The sequence below is a fragment of the Mesorhizobium dulcispinae genome (assembly GCF_033977345.1).
GTDB classification, from domain to species: Bacteria; Pseudomonadota; Alphaproteobacteria; order Rhizobiales; family Rhizobiaceae; genus Mesorhizobium; species Mesorhizobium dulcispinae.
In genome coordinates, this window is record NZ_JAVIIY010000002.1 from 617,799 (window position 1) to 637,594 (window position 19,796).

Here is a 19,796-nt window from a genome sequence, read left to right on the forward strand (position 1 = left end):
CTATCCCCGCAACTTGCGCAGGCGCCATGCATCCAGCGTCTCGTTGATGATGCGCTCGGGCACATGGTCGAGCTCGAACACGGCATCGATCTCGAGCACGTCGAGCTGCTCGATGAAGCCGGCGGGTGTGGCGGCGTGGCGGAGCCGGGCTGCATCCTTGGCGGTGGTGACGAGGCGCAGCCCCTCGCGCCGCGCGAGCCCGACCAGGTCGGCGAGCTCGTCCGCGGAATAGAAATGATGATCCGGGAAGGCGCGCGACAGCGCTACGTCGCCGCCGACATTGCGCACCGTGTCGAAGAATTTTTCCGGATGGCCGATGCCCGCAAAGGCAAGGAACCGGCCGCCGGCAAAGCGCGCCGGTTTGGCCGGCTCGACATGCGCCAGGAAGATCGGACGACCGGCGCGCGCCGCCTGGCGCACCACTGTATCGGCGGCGCTCCCCTCGCCCATCTTCAGCAAGCCGCTGGTGAAGACCAGCTGATCGACGACCTTGGCCCTGAGCGGCCCGCCGGGAATGACGCGGCCGTTGCCGACGCCGAAGCGCGCGTCGACCACCACCAGCGCGTAGTCGATATGGATGCGCGCCGACTGGAACCCGTCATCCATGATCACAAAGTCGCAGCCGTGCTCCTCCATCAGCAGCCTCGCGCCGGCGGCGCGGTTGGCCGTCACCGCCACCGGCGCATGTTCGGCGAGTAGCAGCGGCTCGTCGCCGACATGCTTGGCCGCGTCGTGATGCGCATCGACGACATGCGGCTTGGCGAAGGAGCCGCCATGGCCGCGCGACAAGAAGCCGGGCGTAAGCTGCATGCGCTTTGCCTGTTTCGCCAGCGCGATGGCAACCGGCGTCTTGCCGCTGCCGCCGACGGTGAAATTGCCGACGCAGAGCACGGGTGCAGCGACCTTCTCGCGCGGCGCATGCCGCATACGGCGGCCGGCCACCATCCCGTAGACCGCCGACACCGGCGCCAACACCAGCACGCGCCAGTCCGGCTTTTCCCACCAGAAGGGCGGCGCTTCGCTGGTCATGCCGCTGGCTCCGCGCAATTTGCGTTTGCGCCTGATCCTGTCCCAAAATCGATTCCGATTTTTGGGGCCATGCGCTAGCGCCCGTTGGCGCCTTTCAGGCGCGCCTTGACGACCAGCGGCTGGATGTAAGGCTCCAGCGACTTCAGCGTGCGCTGAAGCGCGCCGCGCATCTCGTCGACGGTCGCCGCGCCCGCCGCCATCATCTCGTGGCGCGCCGCCTCGTTGGTCAAAAGGAAATTGACGGCGCCGGCCAGCATGTCGCGGTCGCGCACCAGCTTGGCGCCGCCGCGGTCGAGCAGACGCTGATAGGCCTCACGGAAATTCTGCACGTTGCGGCCGGCAAGCACCGCCGTGTCGAGCATCGCCGGCTCCAGCGGATTCTGCCCGCCCTCGGAGGTCAGCGAGCGGCCGACGAAAGCGATCTCGGTCAGCCTGAGATAAAGACCCATCTCGCCGATCGTGTCGCCGAGCAGGATATCGGTGTCGGGCGAGATCCGGTCGCCATTGCTGCGGCGCGCTACCGTCAACCCCATGCCGGAGATTTGCGCGGCCAAGGCATCGGCGCGGTCAGGATGCCGCGGCACGACGATGGTCAACAGACCGGGATGTCGCCTGTGCAGGGTCGCGTGGACTTCCGCCGCGACGGCCTCTTCGCCGTCATGGGTCGAGATCGCCGCCCAGGTCGGGCGCCCGGCGATTTGGCGCTGCAACGTCGCCAGCGCACGCTCGTCGACCGGGGGCGGATTGGTGTCCACCTTGAGATTGCCGGATACGGTGACCGGCCGGGCGCCCAGAACGCGGAACCGCTCGCCGTCGACATCCGACTGGGCAACGACATGGGCAAGGTTCTCAAACAGCGCCTCGGCGACGCTGGCGCGCTTCTTCCACGACCTGAAGGAGCGGTCCGACAGCCGCCCGTTGACCAGGACCTGCGGCACGTTGCGGGCGCCAAGCTCCAGGATGGTCATCGGCCAGATCTCCGATTCGGCGATGATCGCCAGTTCCGGCCGCCAGTGATCGAGGAAGCGGCTCACCGCGGGCTTGAGGTCGAGCGGCACATATTGGTGGATGATGCGGCTGCCAAGCCGTTCGTCAGCGACTTTGGCCGACGTCACGGTGCCGGTCGTCAGCACGACGTTGACGCCGTAATCGAGGATGCTTTCGACCAGCGGCACGACGGCGATCGTCTCGCCGACGCTCGCGGCGTGGATCCAGATCACCGGGCCTTCCGGGCGCGGCCGGCCGGCCACGCCGTAGCGCTCGCGGCGGCGAACGCGGTCTTCCTTGCCGCGCGAGGCGCGCCAGGCGACATAAGGTCCGATCAGCGGATAGGCGACGGCCCCCGCGTAGCGGTAGGCCGTCAAGGCCGCGCGCGCCCAGCGCTCGCTCATTTCGCGCCGTCCACGAGGCGATAGGCCTCGGCGGTCGCGGCGTTGAGCGAGGCGGTGACCTCCTGGCGCTTGCGCTCCATCTCGGCGTCGTCGGCATCGGCGGGCACGAAGACGGGCGTGCCGACGATGACCGCGGAGCGGCCAAACGGCAGGTTGATGGTGGTCTTGTCCCAGCTTTTTTCCACCACCTTGCGGCGGCTGGTGGCGATCGCCGAAGGCAGGATCGGCCGGCCGGACAGCCTTGCCAGGAGCACAATGCCCAGGCCGGCGTCACGCGGCGTGCCATGCGGGATATCGGCGATCATGGCGACATTCTTGCCGGCGACCAACGCTTTCTTGAGCGCGATCAAGGCCTTGGCACCGCCTTTGTCGAGATGCCTCGAACTGTCGCGGCCACCTGAGCCGCGCACCGCCTCGATGCCGAATTTCTCGATCATCAGCGCGTTGAGCTCGGCATCGGCGCTGCGCGAGACCATGGCGACCAGCGGCCGACCCTTGGGATAGTAGGCAGGCGTCAAGAGATGTTGGCCGTGCCACAGCGCGATGATGCCGGGCTCGAGATGCGCATAGGCGCCGCCGGCGACCTGGGTCGAGCCTTTGACCAGCGGGCTGGTGATGCGAATCAGGCGAACGAACCAGGCGAACAGGCCGGCGATGAAATTCTTGACGAATCGCGACTGGGCGAGCGGCTCGCGGATGCGGCGCCACAGCGTGCGCGTCCCGCCTCGCCTGGCGGCGCGTCCCATCGCCCCTTTCACCGCTTCATGCTCCATCGACGTCAACCGGCTGCCTTTGTTTCCGGGTCGAGCAACCGGTGCAGGTGAACGACGAAATAGCGCATATGGGCATTGTCGACGCTGGCCTGCGCCTTCGCCTTCCAGGCGGCGTGCGCCGACTGATAGTCGGGGTAGATGCCGACGATGTCGAGCGCGTCCAGGTCGCGGAACTCGGTTCCACCCAGTTTTTTCAGCTCGCCGCCGAACACCAGGTGCAAAAGCTGTTTCTTTCCGTCTTCCACGGCCATGCCGATCCTTCGCAGATTCATGAATTTGTGACAGGTCTAGACCAAAGCGGCCGTTTTTGGAACTATCGACCGTCTCACCCTTCGTCAGCTCCGGCGATGACGCCGGCAAGGACGTCCAGCAGTTCGCCGCTGCCTGCGGCAAGCGCGCCGTGGTTGATCACCTCGCCGGCATAGCGCGGCCGCTCGCCGCTGCGGTCGAGCAAGGCGCCGCCGGCCTCGCTGAGGATCAGGTCGGCGGCGGCAATGTCCCAGTCATGCGCGCTCGGCTTGACGAAGGTCGCGTCGAGCTTGCCATTGGCGATCATCGCCAGCCGATAGGCGAGCGAAGGGATGTAGGGCATGCGCCGCAGCCGGCCCTGCCAGGCTTCCGGCATGCGGTCGACCAGCGGCTTCGGTCCGCCGATATCGACGGTGTCGCCCAGCGCGCGCACATGGATGCGCTTGCCGTTCAGAAAAGCGCCCTCGCCCGGTAGCGCCCAGTAGGTCTCCTGCTTGGCCGGACATTCAAGGACGCCGGCCAGCGACCGGCCGTCCTCAACCACGGCGACGCTGACGCACCAGGAATGCAGTCCGTCGAGAAAGCCTCTCGTTCCATCGATCGGATCGACGACGAAGGTGCGGCGGGCCGAAAGCCTGGCATGATCGTCGGCGGTCTCCTCCGACAGCCAGCCGTAACCTGGCCGCTCTTTCAGCAAGGTCTCGCGCAGATAGGCGTCCGCGGCATGATCGGCCTCGCTGACCGGCGAGGTGCCGCCCTTCATCCACACCTGCGGGTTGTTGCCGAAATAGCGCATGGCGATCGCGCCGGCCTCGCGGGCGGCGTCGCGCAGCAGATCGAGATCTTCCCGCGCCTCGCTCGAGGCAAGCTGGTCAAGCGCCGGCAAGGGTCATCCCCTCGATCAGGAGCGTCGGTGCCGCGGTGCCGAAATTGCGGTCGAGGTCGCTTGCCGGCACCATGTTGAGGAACATGGTCTTCAAGTTGGAGGCGATCGTCACCTCGGCCACCGGATAGGCGAGCGCGCCGTCCTCGATCCAGAAGCCGGAAGCGCCACGGCTGTATTCGCCGGTCACCATGTCGACGCCCTGGCCGAACACCTCGGTGACGTAGAAGCCGCGCTTCAGCGAGGCGATCAACTCCTCCGGCGTGCGCTCGCCGGGCTCGATGGCGAGATTGGTCGAGGACGGAGAGACCGAAGAGCCGCTGCGCGAACCGCGACCGTTGGTGACGAGGCCGAGCTCGCGCGCGGCCGACGTCGACAGGAACCAGTGGTTGAGCACGCCCTTGTCGACCATCAAAAGCTTCTCGCCCTCGACGCCTTCGCCGTCGAAGGGACGCGAGGCCTGCCCGCGACGACGCAGCGGCTCGTCGGTGACGGTGATTGCGCTCGAGGCCACTTGCTTGCCCATCATGTCACGAAGGAAGCTGGTCTTGCGCGCCACGGCGGCGCCGTTGATGGCGCCGGCGAGATGGCCGGCGATGCCGCGCGCGACGCGCGGGTCGAACACGACATCGACCGGGCCGGTCGCCGCTTTGCGGGCGCCGAGGCGGCGCACGGCGCGTTCGCCGGCCTTGCGGCCGATGTCCTCCGGCGCGTCGAGATCGGCGAAATGCTGGCGCGAGGAAAATTCATAGTCGCGTTCCATCGCCGTGCCTTCGCCGGCAATGACGCTGGTCGAGCGCGAGAAGCGCGAGGCGACATATTGGCCGAGGAAGCCATGCGAGGTGGCGAGCACAAGACCGCCAAGCCCGGCGCTGGCGCCGCTGCCGGCCGAATTGGTGACGCCCTTGACGGCAAGCGCCGCAGCTTCCGCCGCAAGCGCCGCCTCCTTCAACTGGTCGGCCGACACCTCGGTCGGATCGAAGAGATCGAGATCGCGAGAATTGCGGGCGAGCAGCGCCGGGTCGGCGAGGCCTTGATAAGGATCCTCGGGCGAGACTTTCGCCATGGCGACGGCACGCTCGGCAAGCGCCTTCGGGTCGGAGGCGGCGGTGGCCGAGACGCTCGAGACGCGCTGGCCGACGAAGACGCGCAGCGAGACATCCTCGCTCTCCGACGATTCGGTGCCCTCGACCTTGCCCAGCCGCACCGACACGCCAGCCGAACGGCCACGCACGGCGACCGCGTCGGCAGCGTCCGCTCCGGCGCGCTTGGCCGCCTCGACGAGCGCCGCGACGCGGTCGGTCAATTTCGCTGCGTCGAGCGTATCGGTCATGCAGTTGGTCCTGTCTGTTCAAGCTGTCCTGGAGGGCAGACGCTGCCGCACCATCTATGGATGCTGTCGCATCATCTGGGTGCTTCGCACCATCTATTGTTCCACTGGCGCTTGTGCAATGGGCGAAGGCCAATCAGGATGCCGCGGCCAAATCGCCCCAAAGCGGCTGATACAGCCGCCTGCGGCATCCTTGCCTGTTTGGAGTTCTCGCATGACGCCCTTCCATCTCGCCTTCCCGGTCCGTGATCTCGACGAAACCCGCGCTTTCTATGGCGAGGTGCTGGGCTGCGCGATCGGCCGCTCATCGGCCACCTGGGTCGATTTCGATCTCTTTGGCCACCAGATGTCGGCGCATTTGCGGCCGCAGGCGACCGAGGCTGCGCGCGACGGCAAGGTCGACGGCATCGCGGTGCCGATCCCGCATTTCGGCGCGGTGCTTCTGATGGACGAATGGGAGCGGCTCGCCGCGCGGCTGGAGGCGCGCTCAGACATAGACTGGCTGGAACGGCCGATGGTGCGCTTCAAGGGCGAGCCCGGCGAACAGGCGACACTGTTCATCCGCGACCCGTCGGGCAATGCGCTGGAATTCAAGGGTTTCCGCTCACTGGAACAGGTGTTCGCGCACTGAGTCGCGCTTTACCGGCGAGCGGAGGTCATGGCGTCGCCACCGGCGCCCAGATCACATCCTCGATCTTCTGCGCTCCTGTCGCCAGCATCACCAGCCGATCGAAGCCTAGCGCCGAGCCGCTGGCCTCAGGCATCACGGCCAATGCCGCGAGAAAATCCTCATCGAGCGGATAGCGCTCGCCATAGACGCGCTCCTTCTCGTCCATCTCGGCGACGAAGCGGCGGCGCTGCTCGGCCGGATCGGTGAGCTCGCCGAAGGCGTTGGCCAGCTCGACGCCGCAGCAATAGAGCTCGAAGCGCTCGGCAACGCGCGGATCCTCCGCGCTCGGCCGGGCAAGGGCTGCCTCCGATACCGGATAGCCGTAGAGGATGGTGGCGCGCCCCTGCCCCAGCGCCGGCTCGACCTTTTCCACCATCACCCGGCTGAACAGGTCGGCCCAGTTGTCGTCGGGCGCGGTACGCAAGCCGGCGCGGACCAGCGCCGCGTGGAGCGCCTCGCGGTCGGTGCCGCCGTCGGAGGCAACGGTCGCCAGAAGATCGATCCCGGCATGGCGCGTAAAAGCTTCGGCCACGCTCAGCCGCTCCGGTTCGGCGAATGGGTCCGCCTCGCGGCCGCGAAAGCGGAAGCTTTTGGCGCCGGCCTTCTCCGCCGCGAGCGCCAGGAATTCGGCGCAGTCGGCCATCAGGCGCTCATAGTCCTCGCCGACGCGGTACCATTCGAGCATGGTGAATTCGGGATGATGCAGCGGCCCGCGCTCGCGGTTGCGCCAGACCGCGCCGAGGCTGAAGATGCGTCTCTCGCCGGCGGCAAGCAGCTTCTTGCAAGCGAATTCCGGCGAGGTGTGAAGATAGAGCGGCTGGCGCGATGCGTCGGGCCCGATCGCCTCGGTGGCGAAGGCTGCAAGATGCGCCTCATTGCCGGGCGAAACCTGCAGCGCCGATGTCGTCACCTCGACGAAGTCACGCTCGGCGAACCAGCCGCGCAGGGCATTTGCAATGGCGTTGCGCGCCATCAGCCTTGGCCGGCGATCGGCATGAATATGCGGCGTCCACCAGGGCGAAGCGGCGGTCATGGGCAGGAAAATCGCGCCGAAGGCTGGCGGTTCGGCGCAAGATGCGCTAGGGCGCACGCGATGGCCGCCGTCGCCGCTTCATGGGCATAGACGCTTGCAGGCCGAAAAACTCGAATGGGATCGAATACCGTGGTCAAGGTCATCGCCAGCTCCTTACGCAAAGGCAACGTCGTCGATAAGGACGGCAAGCTCTATGTCATCCTCTTTGCCGAAAACATCCACCCTGGCAAGGGCACGCCGGTGACGCAGCTCGACATGCGCCGCATCGGCGACGGGGTGAAGGTTTCGGAGCGCTACCGCACGACCGAAATGGTCGAGCGCGCCTATGTCGAAGAGCGCGAGCACACCTTCCTCTATTCCGACGGCGAAGGCTTCCATTTCATGAACCCGGAAAGCTACGACCAGGTCGTGGCTTCCGAAAGCGTGGTCGGCGACATGGCCCCCTACCTGCAGGAAGGCATGGCGGTACAGCTGGCACAGTTCAACGGCGCGCCTATCTCGCTGGTGCTGCCGCAGCGCGCCACGTTCGAGGTGGTGGACACCGAGCCGGTCACCAAGGGCCAGACGGCATCCTCATCCTACAAGCCGGCCTTGCTGTCCAACGGCGTGCGCACCGCCGTGCCGCCGCACATCACGACCGGCACGCGCGTGGTGGTGATGACCGCCGACGGCTCCTACGTCGAGCGCGCCAAGGACTGAGGCTTACGGCAGCCCAGTTGCTACAGCTCGCCTGCTGCCAGGCGAGCCCACCTCAGCATGGGGCATCCACCGGATTTTGATCGTCAAAAACAGAGCCAGCGCCGGAAGCTTTCCCGCTGCGCGTCTTCGTGGGCTTTGTCAGCTCGGCAGCCTATGCCGGAATCCTTGGATTTCCTGAAATCGAATGTGGCATAAGGCCCAAAAGACCCGCCAGACGTTAGATAATGCTAAATGGCTGCAACTGGCGGAAAGCGGAAGCCCAATGCCAACGTGTGAGATGGCAGCTTTGCGGCTGAAGCAGACACTCCCGGGCGGCTAACGCCGCCGACAAGTCAACTCTCACTCCGGCATGCCCGCCTTGCGCAGACCGTCGAGCCAACGCTGCCGCATGGCGTCCGTGGCATAAATGATCTTGTCGGTGACGGTGCCAAGCGTCGCGCCCGGCTTGATTGCAAGGTAGCGCTCAAGCTCGCGGTGCGCGTCGTCGCGGCGACCGGCCTGAGCATAAGCCGCCGCGAGCATGCCCATGATCCAGAAGGGCTCCGCGCGCACGCTCCGGAAGGCGTTGATTGCCTCGGCATAGCGTTCGAGGTGATAGAGGACGTAGCCGCGCACATCCCAGACCCAGGTCGGAGGAAACGGGTCGCGCTCCAGCGCCGCGTCCAGCGTGGCGAGCGCCTCGTCCAGCCGGCCGACATGCATGAGCCAATTCGCGCGACCGGCGGCGATGTCCGGATCGCCGGGATTGAGGCTCTGCGCCCGGTCGTGGTGGCGGCCCGCCAGATCGTACTCGCAGCGGCGGAGCGCGACATAGGCCATCGCGTAGTGGCAGCGCGCGTCGTTGTCGTCGAGCGCAAGCGCCGTGCGCGCGCTGGCAAACGCCGCGTCGAGCGTGTCTTGCCGGCCGTCGTGCAGATAGCTGACGCCGAGCGCGATCGCCCTCCAGGCGTGGGCGTGGACATAGCCGGGATCGAGCTCGACGGCGCGGGCGAAGAGCCGCTCGGCCTCCCTCTGTCGGTAGCCGTAGCTGAGTTCGCGGCCCTGCAGGAAGTAGTCGTAGGCGACCCAGTCGGGGGTAGGTTTTTGGCGGGTGTGCTCGGCGCCCCTTGCCGCAACGCGGCCTTCCAGGGTCGCGACGACGGCCCGTGCCACCTCGTCCTGAACGGCAAAGATGTCCAGGCTCTCGCGATCGTAGCGTTCCGCCCAGACCTGGCATCGGTCCAGCGCATCAATCAATTGCGCGGCCACTCGGATGCGTTGGCCGGCCTTTCGGACGCTGCCCTCGACGACGTAGCGGACCCCGAGCGCGCTGCGCACATCGGCGACGTCGACGTCGCCGCGGAACTGGAAGCAGGAATTGCGGGCGATAACGAGCAGCGAACGATAGCGGGACAGCTCCGTGATAATGTCCTCGGCGATGCCGTCGGCGAAGTACTGTTGCTCGGGATCGCCGCTGAGGTTCGTAAACGGGAGCACCGCGATCGAGGGGCGGTCCTGCAGTTCCGATCGATCGGGCTGTCGTGCGCTCGGGGCGCGGCTCGACGGGACCGGCTTTCCTGCCGGGCCGGCGCGGCGGCTTGCCCTGATGGCGCGGACGAGCTCCTCGGTTTCCATGTCGGGCGGCACCCCAAGCTGCTGCGAAAGCTCCCGCCGGCACCTCTCGTATTGCGACAGTGCCGCGTCGTGCCGCCCCTGCGCCGCATAGAGCCTCATCAGAGCGCGATGGACTGGCTCCTGAATCGGATCAAGCGCCAGGAGCTTCAATCCATAAGTCAATGCTTCTTCGAACCTTCCGCCCTGTTCCGCATCATCCATCAATCGCACATAAATTCCGCAGCGGGTGAGGCGGAAGCGTTCTCGCTCGCTCGCCAGCCATTCCTCGTAAGGCGCTTCTCCGACGGACAAGCCCTCCATGAGGTCGCCACTAATGAACTCGGCCGCCTCCTTAAGTGCCTCCTTGTCTTTGGAGCCGGCCAAGTCCTCCACCGCTTTGGCGTCGACCCACGCCAATCCCGGTACCCAGGTGACGGTTTCCTTAGTCGCGACGATCGAGTGCTGGGCAGCCGGCCCGAGCGCGCCCCGCAGCTCGGAAAGCGTCTGCCGTAAGCTCGCTCTCGCCTGGTCTTCGCTACGCTCACCCCACAACAGGCCAGTTAGGCTGATGCGAGCGAATTCAATGCCTTGCCGCAATGCCAGATAGCCAACGAGTGCTCGACCTTTCCGAGAGGCGATGATGATCCGTTTGCCGCCACGCGTGATCGACATTGGGCCGAATAACCGGATGCGCAGATCAGCCGTGTCGTCAGCGGAGCGCAATTGTTGATTTTGCAGTGTCTTGACGTTGCTCAAGACGATAGCCCCACGGTGCTCATCTATTCTCCCCTCTCATCCAAAGGGAGACAATGCGATGCATGATATAAACCCACTTGGCGCAATATTTCACCTCAAGGAACTGGACCGGCAGGCGACCCCGCAGCTACGACCGCTTCGCCCCGAAAGAAGGAGCACTCGGATCGTCGCCATCGACGCCGTCGTACGACGTTTTTACGCAGTGGCATTCAGGCAAGAGTCAAAGGTTCTGGAAAAAATGGCGGGGTGGTTCGCCACCCGCAGACGCCAGACGAATTGGTAGAGAAAGCGGCCTGCTTCGAGTATATCCATGACACCCTCGGACCCGCGAAATGTCCGCGTCACCAATCAGCTAGATATCTAAGCTACATCCTACACCAAACGTCCGGGGCCGTCGCTCCTGTGCGAGAGTGCACACCCTCAGCGGGAAGTTCAGCTGAACTACTCTCCCGAAGGCGACGATATCAGCACATATCCGCGGGTTCTGTTCTCGTTGTCGCTGTCGACCGTGTTCATCGCCCCGAACAGGTCGACCGTTTTCACCCACACCGGCGGGTATTTGTAGCGAGCGACATCGAGGATCAGGAACCTGTCCGCTTTCTCGTCATAAGCGGCCAGCGGGGATATATGCCCGCCCTTCTCCTGGCCCATCGCCTTGCGCAGATAATTGACGATGACGAAGTGTCCGGGTTTGGAAAGGAAGGAACTGGCCTGGGTCCGGAACTGCTCGAGACTGGCGTCCGAAGCGTGGCGGACCTCGGCCTTGATCGGCTGCGTGGAAAGGATGGCCCCGATCTGGTCGAGCGTCATTCCCTGCTTGTCCAGGACCTGGCGAGGAAGAATGGCCTCGGTGCGCTCGTTCAGGACATTGTCCTGCGTGAACGTCTTATAGGGTTCGTATTCGGGCACCGAAGGCGCAGGAACGTTGAGCGCATTCAGCACCATGACGATGCTTGCCACACCGCAATAGGCCTGCGTCTTTTGCGTGAGAAAGTTGCTCGCGAGGGGGAAATACGCCTCCTTCGCCGTGCTCTCGACAAGAAAGCTCTCCCCGGATGGGGAACTGAACCCCGTCAGATTGTCCGGAAGCTTCAGCGTCTCCGAGAAGGCGCTGGGTGCAATCAGGAGAAGCGTTAGCAGGAGCGAATACAAGCGCGCAGACATGGTGATCCTCCGCCCGGTTGAAGAAAGCGTCGAGGAATGTACCAGCTTGTCGATGCCGTGGCACGTTCGAGTTCGATGCTGCCGGCACGCCGCCCATGCCTCGCAACCCACTCCGGACGGCCGGAGCTTGTCAGGAGGCCCCACCGCGGGAGTGCAAATGTCGACAAGTCAAGTCCGCCAGAGACTGCGCAGGCGAGACCACGGCCGGGAGCGATCGACTGGCGGTTCGGCGCCCGTCTCGCCGGATGCTGGCTCGCTGGGCGGCAGCAGGTAGAGCCAGGCCAGCATCTCATTGGCCTCGCCGCAGCAGGGTCCTGCAATGCCGGCCGAAAGGAGGCTCAGCGCTTCCCCTCGCGAAAGTGTCGCGGGTGCAATCGGCGAGTCAGCTCTCATATGCATGATTACCCTCCATGATTGGCGGTGGCAGCGACGCGCAGGTTTTCGAGCGACGCGAGATTGGCGGCGAACCTCATCTCATGGACATCAGATCCGTCATGATGCCGACCCCGACCCTGACGACGATCTTCGGCGCAGGGGGCTCCAGGCAGCCGATGTCCTTCAACTGATCGGGCGTCAGGTCTGCTAACGCCCTGCGAGCTGCAACGGCCCTCCGCCAGGCCGTGAAGGCAGCGAGCCCTGTTGCGATGCTTTTCGACGCTACCCCAAGCAGCCGGTGTCTCGATGTGCGGGTCTTCGCGTGAGCTTCCGTGTGAGCCATTTTGCTCTCCCGTTCCAGATTACGGTCGCAGCTTGTCACACGCGCGATCGGCGGCTGTTCAGCCGGGCGTGAACCATTGCGGCAAGTCCGGCGGGACGCCGTTAAATCCGCGTTAAATCGACCGGCGAAGATGCTATTCTGCTGGCGCGTTCGAAATCTGGAGAGGGGTCGTGCGTATCCGGTTGCTTGGCGGTCTCGAGGTGATGTCCGGAGACGGCCAGCCTGTGCAATTCGCAACGCGCAAATCCTCGCTTCTTTTTGCCGCCCTGGTCCTGGCGGGTCGCCGCGGCCACACTCGCGAACGGCTTTGCGAAGGGTTTTGGCCGGGACGAGGCGATGCGCAGTCGCGCAACAGCCTGCGCCAGGCCCTGGCCGACATCAGGCGGTGGTTTCCCGCCGCCGGCAATGCGGCCATTTCCATCGATGGGGATCAGGAAACGGTCGCGCTGACGGCCGGTCCGGACGAAGCGGATATCTGGCTCTTCGAGCGCAAGCTTGCCGAAAGCAGCACGGCTGACCTCGCCTGCGCCGCCCAGCTCTACCGTGGTGACGTGCTCGCGGGTGAGGCCATTCCCGACGGTCTGGATGAATGGTTCCGTCCATATCAGACGGGATACCGGCAGAAAGCGCTGCAATTGGTGGAGCGCCTGAGCCTCGCCTTGCCCGAGACCGGATCCGCGGATGAAACAGCCTGCGAACGGCTTGCGGAAAGGCTGCTTGCCGCGGATCCGACTGCGGAGCCGGCGCACCGGGCCTTGATGCGCATCCACGCTGCGAGGGGCCACGAAAACGCGGCCTTGCGTCAGTTCGAAACCTGCCGCGCGCTGCTGAAGAAGCATCTGGGCGTGGAGCCCGAGGCACAGACGCAGTCATTGGCGGCGTCGCTGCAAACGCGGGGCGGAGATCGCCAGACCACGCCGACGCACGACACCGCCCGACCGATCCAGTCTATCGCCGCGTCGGCGAGACCGCATGACCAGCCCTCGGTGGCGGTGATGGCCTTCGACAATCTTGGCGGGACGAACGACGAATATTTTGCCGACGGCGTCGTCGAGGAGATCACTGCCGCGCTTTCGCGTGTCCGCGACTTCTTCGTCATCGCGCGCCAGTCCGCCTTCACCTACAAGGGACGCTTCGTCGACGTGCGCGAGGTGGGCCGGGAACTCGGCGTCAACTACGTCGTCGAAGGCACCGTTCGGCGGGGCGGCGACCGGCTGCGTATTTCCGTGCAGCTTGTCGATGCCGAGACACGGACACAGCTCTGGGCCGAGCGCTACGAGGGCGCGACCGAGGACGTTTTCGAGTTCCAGGACAGGATCGCGGCGCAGGTGGCCGGCGCCATCCATCCGGCCATCCGCGGTGCCGAGATCGAGTTGGCCAAACGCAAGCCGCCGACCAGCCTGCGGGCCTATGATTTCGTCATGCGCGCCTTTCCGAACATTTGGGGCCGCCGCAAGGACACCAACGACCTGGCAATAGGGCTGCTCAAGAAGGCGATCGCAGTCGATCCGGCCTATGGCCGCGCGCATGCGCTTCTGGCCTGGTGCCACGCCTCGAACGCCGTGTTTCTGTGGGCGGAGAACCCGGAAAGCGAGCTGGAAAAGGCGGTCGCGGCGGTCGAGGCAGCCGGCTCGATCGGCGATGATCCAATCGCGTTGACCGCCGCCGGCTCGGCATTGAGCATGGGCGGTGACCAGGAGCGCGCCGCCAGCTTCATCGAAAGGGCGCTCACGCTCGATCCGAACAATGCGTGGGCATGGGCACGCCATGGCTGGATCGCGATCTACAAGGGCGAAGAGGCCCGCGCGCCCGAACGGTTCCAACGAGCGATGGCTCTGAGCCCGATGGATCCGTTCGCATTCGCCGTGAGACTGGGAATGGGCTACGCCTTGGCCAAGACAGGTTCCCTTTCCCAGGCGGTCGCGATCGCGCGTGAGGTGATCGCCGCCCACCCCGACATCATCACGTCCTATCGCTACCTCGCCGCCTGGTCGGCGATGGGCGGCGACCTGGAGACCGCCCGATGGGCGGCACAAAAGCTCATGGCCGGCCAGCCGAGTTTCACGATCGAACGATTCCGGTCGCTGCCTATCTTCCGCAACACCCCGGAATGGGCAAACAAGGTGGTCGAAGGCTTGAAGCTGGCGGGATTGCCCGAGCGCTGACTACCCGTTCAGCCACGCCGTCAGGCGGCCATCTCCACCGGCAGGCCGGCGGCCTTCCATTCCGGCATTCCGTCCTCGAGACGGCGCGCGGAATGGCCGAGCGAGCGCAGCGCGGAAACCGCTTCGAAGGACATCACGCACCATGGACCGCGGCAGTATGCTACGACTTCACGACTGGTGTCGGCACTATGGGACCAGGCTCTGATTTCGCCGAGCGGGACATTGATCGCGCCGGGCACATGGCCGATCGCGAACTCGTCCGGCGGGCGGACATCGATCAGCGTCACCAGCCCGTCGCGCATCAGCGCCTGAAGTTCGTCCCGGCTAACGGGCCGCATGTCGTCGCGCGTCTCGAAATAGCCGCGCACGATGCGGTCGACCTCGGCCAGCTGCCGCTCGGCAACGGCGCGCACCGAAGCAACAGCGGTGAGCACGCTCTCATCCGCGAGCGCATAGCGGACGAATTTGCCGTCGCGTTCGGCCGCGACGATGCCGGCGCGGCGAAGTGCCTGCAGATGCTGCGAGATGTTGGCGACGGGCTGGCCGAGCTTCGCGGCGAGCGCCTCGACGCTGCGCGCGCCTTGCGCCAGATGCTCGATTATTTCCAGGCGCAGCGGGTGGCCGAGCGCCTTGGCGACGATCGCGAACTGTTCGTAGAGCGCCTGTTTCGGATTGCGGATTGACATCGTCCCTTCAGCGACGCATCGTTATTCAATGGAATGATTGAATGACGATTTCAACTTGCTGTCAAGCCGGGCGGCTCGCCCGCCACGACCGGCCGTGCGGAGGAAAAGCAATGATTCTCAGGCAGTTCCTGCATTCCGATCCGGTCGCCGCCTCCTATCTGTTCGGCTGCGGCGGCAAGGCTTCCGCGGCCGTTGTCGATCCGGTCGGCGACATAGCGCCCTATGTCGATGCGGCGCGCGCGACTGGCATGCGCATTCTTTACGTCGTCGACACGCATATCCATGCCGACCACATTTCGGCCGGCCGGGCACTCGCCGAGGCGACCGGCGCCGAATACGTGCTCTTCGAAGGCGCCGAGGCAGACTTTCCGTTCCGTCGGGTGAAGGACGGCGAGGTGCTGGAGCTCGGCAATGTGACGGCGACCGTGATGCACACGCCGGGTCACACGCCGGAGCATTTGAGCCTTCTGGTCACCGACCGGACGCGGTCGGCCGAGCCCTGGTTCGTGCTCACCGGGCATACGCTGATGGTCGGCGATCTCGGCCGCACGGAACTCGCCTCGAGCGCGGAGGACGGCGCCCGCGCGCTCTATGCCAGCGTGCGGCGCCTCAAGGAGTTGCCAGATCATATCGAGGTGCTGCCGGGCGCCTATTCCGGCTCGGTCTGCGGGCGCTCGCTGAGCGGCAAGCCGACATCGACCATCGGCTTCGAGCGGCGCTTCAACAAGGCCTTCCGTATCGACGACGAGGACCAGTTCGTCGCGGCCATGACCGCCGACATCCCTCCCCCGCCGCCGGATGCCGCCCGCACCCGGGCCGCGAACGCCGGGGCCAAATCTTGAGCGCAGCCGCGCCCGGCGTCGCGCTTGGCCTCAAGGCCAACTGGAAGCAATTCGCTCTCCTGGTGCTGATCAACGCCTTTGTCGGCGGCATGGTCGGCATCGAGCGGACCGTCGTGCCGCTGATCGGCGCGGAGGAATTCGGCGTCGCCTCCACCACGCTGGTCGTCTCCTTCATCGTCAGCTTCGGCGTGGTCAAGGCCTGCGCCAACCTCGTCTCCGGACAGCTCGCCGACATGTGGGGCCGCAAGCGCGTGCTGATCCTGGGCTGGCTGTTCGGCCTGCCGGTGCCCTTCATCATTATCTGGGCACCGAGCTGGGGCTGGATCGTCGCCGCCAACGCCTTGCTCGGCATCAATCAGGGTCTCGCCTGGTCGATGACCGTCATCATGAAGGTCGATCTCGTCGGGCCGAAATCGCGCGGGCTTGCCGTTGGCCTCAACGAGTTCGCCGGCTACCTCGCCGTCGGCATCACCGCTTTCCTCACCGGCTATCTGGCCAGCCGCTACGGACTGCGTCCGGTGCCGATCTATCTCGGAGTCGGCTATGCGGTCCTTGGCGCTGCGCTGTCGATCCTGCTCGTGCGCGACACACGCGAGCATGTGCGACTGGAACTGGCCAACCATCCCAAAGCTGCCTCGCCGCTCGGCTTCCGCGAAATCTTCATGCTGACCTCGTTTGGTGACCGCAACCTGTTCGCCGCCTCGCAGGCCGGCCTGGTGAACAACCTGAACGACGGCATGAGCTGGGGTCTTTTTCCGCTCTTCTTCGTCGCTCACGGGCTCGGCGTCGAGCGGATCGGCATCCTCAAGGCGGTCTATCCTGCGGTGTGGGGCATCCTCCAGGTCGCGACCGGGCCATTGAGCGACCGCTGGGGCCGCAAGGGCCTGATCGTCGCCGGCATGTGGGTGCAGGCGGCAGGGCTTCTCACCACCGCCATGACGCGCGATTTCGGCTGGTGGCTGCTGGCGAGCCTGCTGCTCGGCCTCGGCACGGCGATGGTCTATCCGAGCCTGATCGCGGCGGTGTCGGACGCATCGCATCCTTCGTGGCGGGCGCGTTCGCTCAGCGTCTACCGCTTCTGGCGCGATCTCGGCTATGCGATCGGGGCGCTGTCGGCGGGCCTGATCGCCGACTTTTTCGGCTTCGTCGCGGCGATCGCGGCAATCGCGGCGCTGACCTTCCTGTCGGGCGCGATCGTAGCGCTGGCGATGCGGGAGACGACAGCGTTAACGCCGGCACGAAGCGACGGCTAGCGGTGAAGCCTGACGCTGGTACCCGCGTAGAAGAGTCCACCTTTGCTCGCGCTACGGTCCGAGTTGACCCGGATGGGACCCCACAGCCTCTGACGGTGGGCAGCAAGGCCATGGCCAGTCTTCCCGAAAACTCTCGTTCTCGCGGGGAGTTTGAGGTATCCTTGTCCCCTTAAAGCGTGCTGCGTGCTCCGGTTTGCCTTGGGGAGGGGCCAATGCGCAGGCTCCTGCTTTTCATTGCGCCACTGCTTGTTTATTTCCCGATTGAATTGCGCGCCGCCGCCATTCACGACGCCGCGAAGAACGGCGATGTTGCGGCGATCACGGCAGCGCTCGACGCAGGTGCCGGCATCGATGAGAGCGATGGAGACGCAACGCCGCTCTATTTTGCGGTCATGATGGGCCATATCGAAGCAGCAAAACTGCTCATAGAACGTGGTGCGGACGTCAACGCCCAGACGACTTGGGGTCGCCCGCTGATGGCGGCTATGGGGAAACGCAAGATCGATCTGTTAAAGCTTTTGCTGGAGCATCACGCAAATCCCAATTCGGACCGTGACGGCGAATCCGCCCTTCATGTCGCCGTCATTCTCGGGTGTCTCGACTGCGTGAAGGCACTGGTCGAGGCCGGCGCCGACGTGAATGCGAAGACAAATGACGGCAAGACACCGCTCCATCTCGCAAAACGCAAGGGGCAACGTGAAGTCGCAGACTATCTGATGTCGCACGGCGTCGTCTTGCCAACACCAGCCCCGATCTCGATGAAGTTGGCTTCTGCCGATGTCGAGAAAGGCCGAACCTACTTCACCCGCGCGTGTAACCGTTGCCACAATGCCGAGCCAAAGGCAGGGACCAAAGCGGGACCGAACTTGTGGGGCGTCGTCGGTCGCGACAAGGCATCTATGGCAAATATGGATTATTCGGATGCCTTGCTGAGCTGGGAAGGCGTGTGGACGTATGAGGATCTGAACAGATATCTGTACGGGCCCATGCTCACCAGGCCGGGCGTTAAGATGGAGATGCCTGGTGTTCCTGACGAGACAGAACGAGTCGATCTGATCGCGTATTTGCGCACACTCAGTGACAAGCCGATCCCGCTACCTTGAATCGATAATCTCTTGCGCAACGACTGGTACGGGCCTGCTTCGCTTCGTCTCCCAACTCAAATTTGTTCAAATAGCCACCTTTGCTGATCCTAGAAGGCCATCGGCCCGGTGGCATCGCACGCCAATGAAACGGGTCACCGGTCATCGCCCACCTTTGACGGCATTTGGCGCTACCAGGTCGTTGCGCCAACCGCACGCAACGGCAGTTCGCCGCCCATCGCATGGATTCGCCTTGGGTACCAAGCGTCAGACGTTCACCACTAGCAGCGTCGCGTTTACGATATCCGAAGCTTCGTGCTGCTAGAGATGTACCCTTCCGGTACTCTGGCGCCGGGTGCCTTTCTCGGGGTCGTTCATGAACAACTCGACGCGCATGCCGTGGGTGGATACGGTAAAAGGTCTTTCGATCATCCTGGTGGTGATGATGTATTCGGCCTACAACACCGGTGAATACACCGGCGGCGTCGGCTTCCTGCATTACGTCATCGGCTTCGCGACGCCGTTCCGCATGCCGGAGTTCTTCCTGATCTCAGGACTGTTCCTGTCGCAGGTGATCGACCGGCCGTGGCGGCGCTACATCGACCGGCGCGTCGTCCACTACCTCTATTTCTACGTGCTGTGGGCGATCATCTCGATCGGGCTGAAGATCGGCGTCTTCAGCCGCGATCCGGCCGGCATGCTGCACGACCTCGCAATGGCTGTCGTCCAGCCCTATGGCGTGCTGTGGTTCATCTACATGCTGGCGGTGTTCGGCCTCGTCGCGCGCGTCCTGCGCGAGCTTAACGTGCCGCATTGGATCGTCATCCCGGCCGCGGCAGTGCTGCAGATGTGGGCGCCGCATTCGGACAGCTATGCGCTCACACAATTCGCCGCCTATTTCGTGTTCTTCTATCTCGGCTTCGTCCTGGCGCCGCTGGTGTTCCGGCTCGTCGAGTGGACGCAAGACCGCCCAGTGATCGCGGTTGCGGGCCTGATCGCATGGGCGATCGTCAACGGCCTGCTCGTCTATTCGCCGGGTTATGCCGTCGAGCCGGTCGGCATGCAGATGGGGCTGGCGGCATGGCCGCCGCTGCATCTTACCCTCGCCGTCGCCGGCGCGGTGGCGCTCTGCGTCGCCGGCGGCTTCCTGTCGAAATTCGCCTCGATGGAATGGCTGCGCTGGCTCGGCGAGCATTCGCTGGTCGTCTATGTCGCCTTCACCATCCCAATGTCGATCTTCCGCGGTGCAGCACTGGCAAGCGGCCTTCTGACCGACACCGGCATGCTGAGCCTCGCGGTGCTGCTCGTTTCGGTCACCAGCCCGGTCATTCTCTATTTCATCGTCAAGCGCACCGGCTTCGGAAACTTCCTGTTCGAGCGGCCGGCCTGGGCTCATATCGACACGCCGAATGCCGGCCAGATCTCAAACAAGGGCGTTGCCCGGCCGGCGCGCGAGGCGGCCTGATCGAGACTACATGTT

General features: G+C 65.0%; 17 protein-coding genes and 1 pseudogene. 7 read left to right on the forward strand and 11 right to left on the reverse strand.

Annotation, left to right across the window (positions count from 1 at the left end; genetic code table 11):
* From lpxK to RFN30_RS07795, 6 genes are all read right to left on the reverse strand, one after another.
* The gene (gene lpxK / locus RFN30_RS07770) at positions 1 to 1,029 is read right to left on the reverse strand and encodes a tetraacyldisaccharide 4'-kinase (RefSeq protein WP_320261518.1); all 1,029 of its coding nucleotides are present in this window, start codon (positions 1,027 to 1,029) and stop codon (positions 1 to 3) included.
* Positions 1,030 to 1,103: 74 nt separating this feature from the next.
* Complete coding sequence (waaA, locus tag RFN30_RS07775; RefSeq protein ID WP_320261519.1) at positions 1,104 to 2,420, reverse strand: lipid IV(A) 3-deoxy-D-manno-octulosonic acid transferase; 1,317 nt, start codon at positions 2,418 to 2,420, stop codon at positions 1,104 to 1,106.
* Positions 2,417 to 3,193 (reverse strand): lysophospholipid acyltransferase family protein, encoded by a 777-nt coding sequence (locus RFN30_RS07780; RefSeq protein ID WP_320261520.1) that lies wholly within the window; start codon positions 3,191 to 3,193, stop codon positions 2,417 to 2,419. Before RFN30_RS07780 ends, waaA begins: the two co-directional genes overlap by 4 nt.
* A gap of 5 nt (positions 3,194 to 3,198) precedes the next feature.
* The gene (locus RFN30_RS07785; RefSeq protein ID WP_040973997.1) at positions 3,199 to 3,444 is read right to left on the reverse strand and encodes a DUF4170 domain-containing protein; all 246 of its coding nucleotides are present in this window, start codon (positions 3,442 to 3,444) and stop codon (positions 3,199 to 3,201) included.
* Between the two features lie 74 nt (positions 3,445 to 3,518).
* A complete protein-coding gene (locus RFN30_RS07790) occupies positions 3,519 to 4,328 on the reverse strand; it encodes a 3'(2'),5'-bisphosphate nucleotidase CysQ (protein ID WP_320261521.1) in 810 nt (269 codons plus the stop codon).
* Complete coding sequence (locus RFN30_RS07795; protein WP_320261522.1) at positions 4,315 to 5,658, reverse strand: TldD/PmbA family protein; 1,344 nt, start codon at positions 5,656 to 5,658, stop codon at positions 4,315 to 4,317. The genes RFN30_RS07790 and RFN30_RS07795 overlap by 14 nt, the downstream gene beginning before the upstream one ends.
* A 211-nt stretch (positions 5,659 to 5,869) precedes the next feature.
* On the opposite strand from RFN30_RS07795, the gene RFN30_RS07800 reads away from it, so the two are divergent.
* The gene (locus RFN30_RS07800) at positions 5,870 to 6,286 is read left to right on the forward strand and encodes a VOC family protein (RefSeq protein WP_320261523.1); all 417 of its coding nucleotides are present in this window, start codon (positions 5,870 to 5,872) and stop codon (positions 6,284 to 6,286) included.
* Between the two features lie 25 nt (positions 6,287 to 6,311).
* Here the strand turns inward: RFN30_RS07800 and epmA are convergent, their stop codons facing one another.
* The gene (gene epmA, locus RFN30_RS07805; RefSeq protein WP_320261524.1) at positions 6,312 to 7,358 is read right to left on the reverse strand and encodes an EF-P lysine aminoacylase EpmA; all 1,047 of its coding nucleotides are present in this window, start codon (positions 7,356 to 7,358) and stop codon (positions 6,312 to 6,314) included.
* A 129-nt stretch (positions 7,359 to 7,487) separates the two neighbouring features.
* Here epmA and efp point away from each other — a divergent pair, with 129 nt between their 5' ends.
* Positions 7,488 to 8,057: an elongation factor P gene (gene efp / locus RFN30_RS07810; protein WP_320261558.1), complete on the forward strand. Its 570-nt coding sequence runs from the start codon at positions 7,488 to 7,490 to the stop codon at positions 8,055 to 8,057.
* Positions 8,058 to 8,396: 339 nt separating this feature from the next.
* Here efp and RFN30_RS07815 read toward each other — a convergent pair whose 3' ends face one another.
* The 3 genes and pseudogenes from RFN30_RS07815 to RFN30_RS07825 form a co-directional block, all read right to left on the reverse strand.
* Entirely contained in the window at positions 8,397 to 10,406 is a 2,010-nt protein-coding gene (locus RFN30_RS07815) for a BTAD domain-containing putative transcriptional regulator (RefSeq protein WP_320261525.1), read from the reverse strand.
* Between the two features lie 441 nt (positions 10,407 to 10,847).
* Positions 10,848 to 11,558, reverse strand: a complete 711-nt coding sequence (locus tag RFN30_RS07820; protein WP_320261526.1) for a phytochelatin synthase family protein — start codon at positions 11,556 to 11,558, stop codon at positions 10,848 to 10,850.
* A 598-nt stretch (positions 11,559 to 12,156) separates the two neighbouring features.
* Positions 12,157 to 12,288: pseudogene (locus RFN30_RS07825) on the reverse strand (hypothetical protein); the annotation flags it as partial.
* A 170-nt stretch (positions 12,289 to 12,458) separates the two neighbouring features.
* Between RFN30_RS07825 and RFN30_RS07830 the strand changes: the two are divergent.
* Positions 12,459 to 14,453, forward strand: coding sequence for a BTAD domain-containing putative transcriptional regulator (locus RFN30_RS07830; protein WP_320261527.1), 1,995 nt, complete (start codon positions 12,459 to 12,461; stop codon positions 14,451 to 14,453).
* A 20-nt stretch (positions 14,454 to 14,473) separates the two neighbouring features.
* On the opposite strand, the gene RFN30_RS07835 is transcribed toward RFN30_RS07830, so the two are convergent.
* Positions 14,474 to 15,139, reverse strand: a complete 666-nt coding sequence (locus tag RFN30_RS07835; RefSeq protein WP_320261528.1) for an ArsR/SmtB family transcription factor — start codon at positions 15,137 to 15,139, stop codon at positions 14,474 to 14,476.
* 110 nt (positions 15,140 to 15,249) lie between these two features.
* Here RFN30_RS07835 and RFN30_RS07840 point away from each other — a divergent pair, with 110 nt between their 5' ends.
* From RFN30_RS07840 to RFN30_RS07855, 4 genes are all read left to right on the forward strand, one after another.
* A complete protein-coding gene (locus RFN30_RS07840) occupies positions 15,250 to 15,981 on the forward strand; it encodes an MBL fold metallo-hydrolase (RefSeq protein ID WP_320261529.1) in 732 nt (243 codons plus the stop codon).
* A complete protein-coding gene (locus RFN30_RS07845) occupies positions 15,978 to 17,234 on the forward strand; it encodes an MFS transporter (RefSeq protein ID WP_320261530.1) in 1,257 nt (418 codons plus the stop codon). The genes RFN30_RS07840 and RFN30_RS07845 overlap by 4 nt, the downstream gene beginning before the upstream one ends.
* 212 nt (positions 17,235 to 17,446) lie before the next feature.
* Positions 17,447 to 18,337: an ankyrin repeat domain-containing protein gene (locus tag RFN30_RS07850; protein ID WP_320261531.1), complete on the forward strand. Its 891-nt coding sequence runs from the start codon at positions 17,447 to 17,449 to the stop codon at positions 18,335 to 18,337.
* Positions 18,338 to 18,692: 355 nt separating this feature from the next.
* Positions 18,693 to 19,781 carry an acyltransferase family protein gene (locus tag RFN30_RS07855; protein ID WP_320261532.1) on the forward strand — a complete coding sequence of 363 codons (1,089 nt, stop codon included), beginning with the start codon at positions 18,693 to 18,695 and terminating at the stop codon, positions 19,779 to 19,781.
* The last annotated feature ends 15 nt before the right edge of the window (positions 19,782 to 19,796 follow it).

Excerpts from the sequence above, each read along its gene's own strand:
- RFN30_RS07795 (WP_320261522.1), bottom strand. The coding sequence starts at position 5,658 with ATGACCGATACGCTCGACGCAGCGAAATTGACCGACCGCGTCGCGGCG.
- RFN30_RS07840 (WP_320261529.1), top strand. The coding sequence starts at position 15,250 with ATGATTCTCAGGCAGTTCCTGCATTCCGATCCGGTCGCCGCCTCCTAT.
- RFN30_RS07850 (WP_320261531.1), top strand. The coding sequence starts at position 17,447 with ATGCGCAGGCTCCTGCTTTTCATTGCGCCACTGCTTGTTTATTTCCCG.
- RFN30_RS07780 (WP_320261520.1), bottom strand. The coding sequence starts at position 3,193 with ATGGAGCATGAAGCGGTGAAAGGGGCGATGGGACGCGCCGCCAGGCGA.
- RFN30_RS07855 (WP_320261532.1), top strand. The coding sequence starts at position 18,693 with ATGAACAACTCGACGCGCATGCCGTGGGTGGATACGGTAAAAGGTCTT.
- lpxK (WP_320261518.1), bottom strand. The coding sequence starts at position 1,029 with ATGACCAGCGAAGCGCCGCCCTTCTGGTGGGAAAAGCCGGACTGGCGC.
- RFN30_RS07835 (WP_320261528.1), bottom strand. The coding sequence starts at position 15,139 with ATGTCAATCCGCAATCCGAAACAGGCGCTCTACGAACAGTTCGCGATC.
- RFN30_RS07800 (WP_320261523.1), top strand. The coding sequence starts at position 5,870 with ATGACGCCCTTCCATCTCGCCTTCCCGGTCCGTGATCTCGACGAAACC.
- waaA (WP_320261519.1), bottom strand. The coding sequence starts at position 2,420 with ATGAGCGAGCGCTGGGCGCGCGCGGCCTTGACGGCCTACCGCTACGCG.
- RFN30_RS07785 (WP_040973997.1), bottom strand. The coding sequence starts at position 3,444 with ATGGCCGTGGAAGACGGAAAGAAACAGCTTTTGCACCTGGTGTTCGGC.
- epmA (WP_320261524.1), bottom strand. The coding sequence starts at position 7,358 with ATGACCGCCGCTTCGCCCTGGTGGACGCCGCATATTCATGCCGATCGC.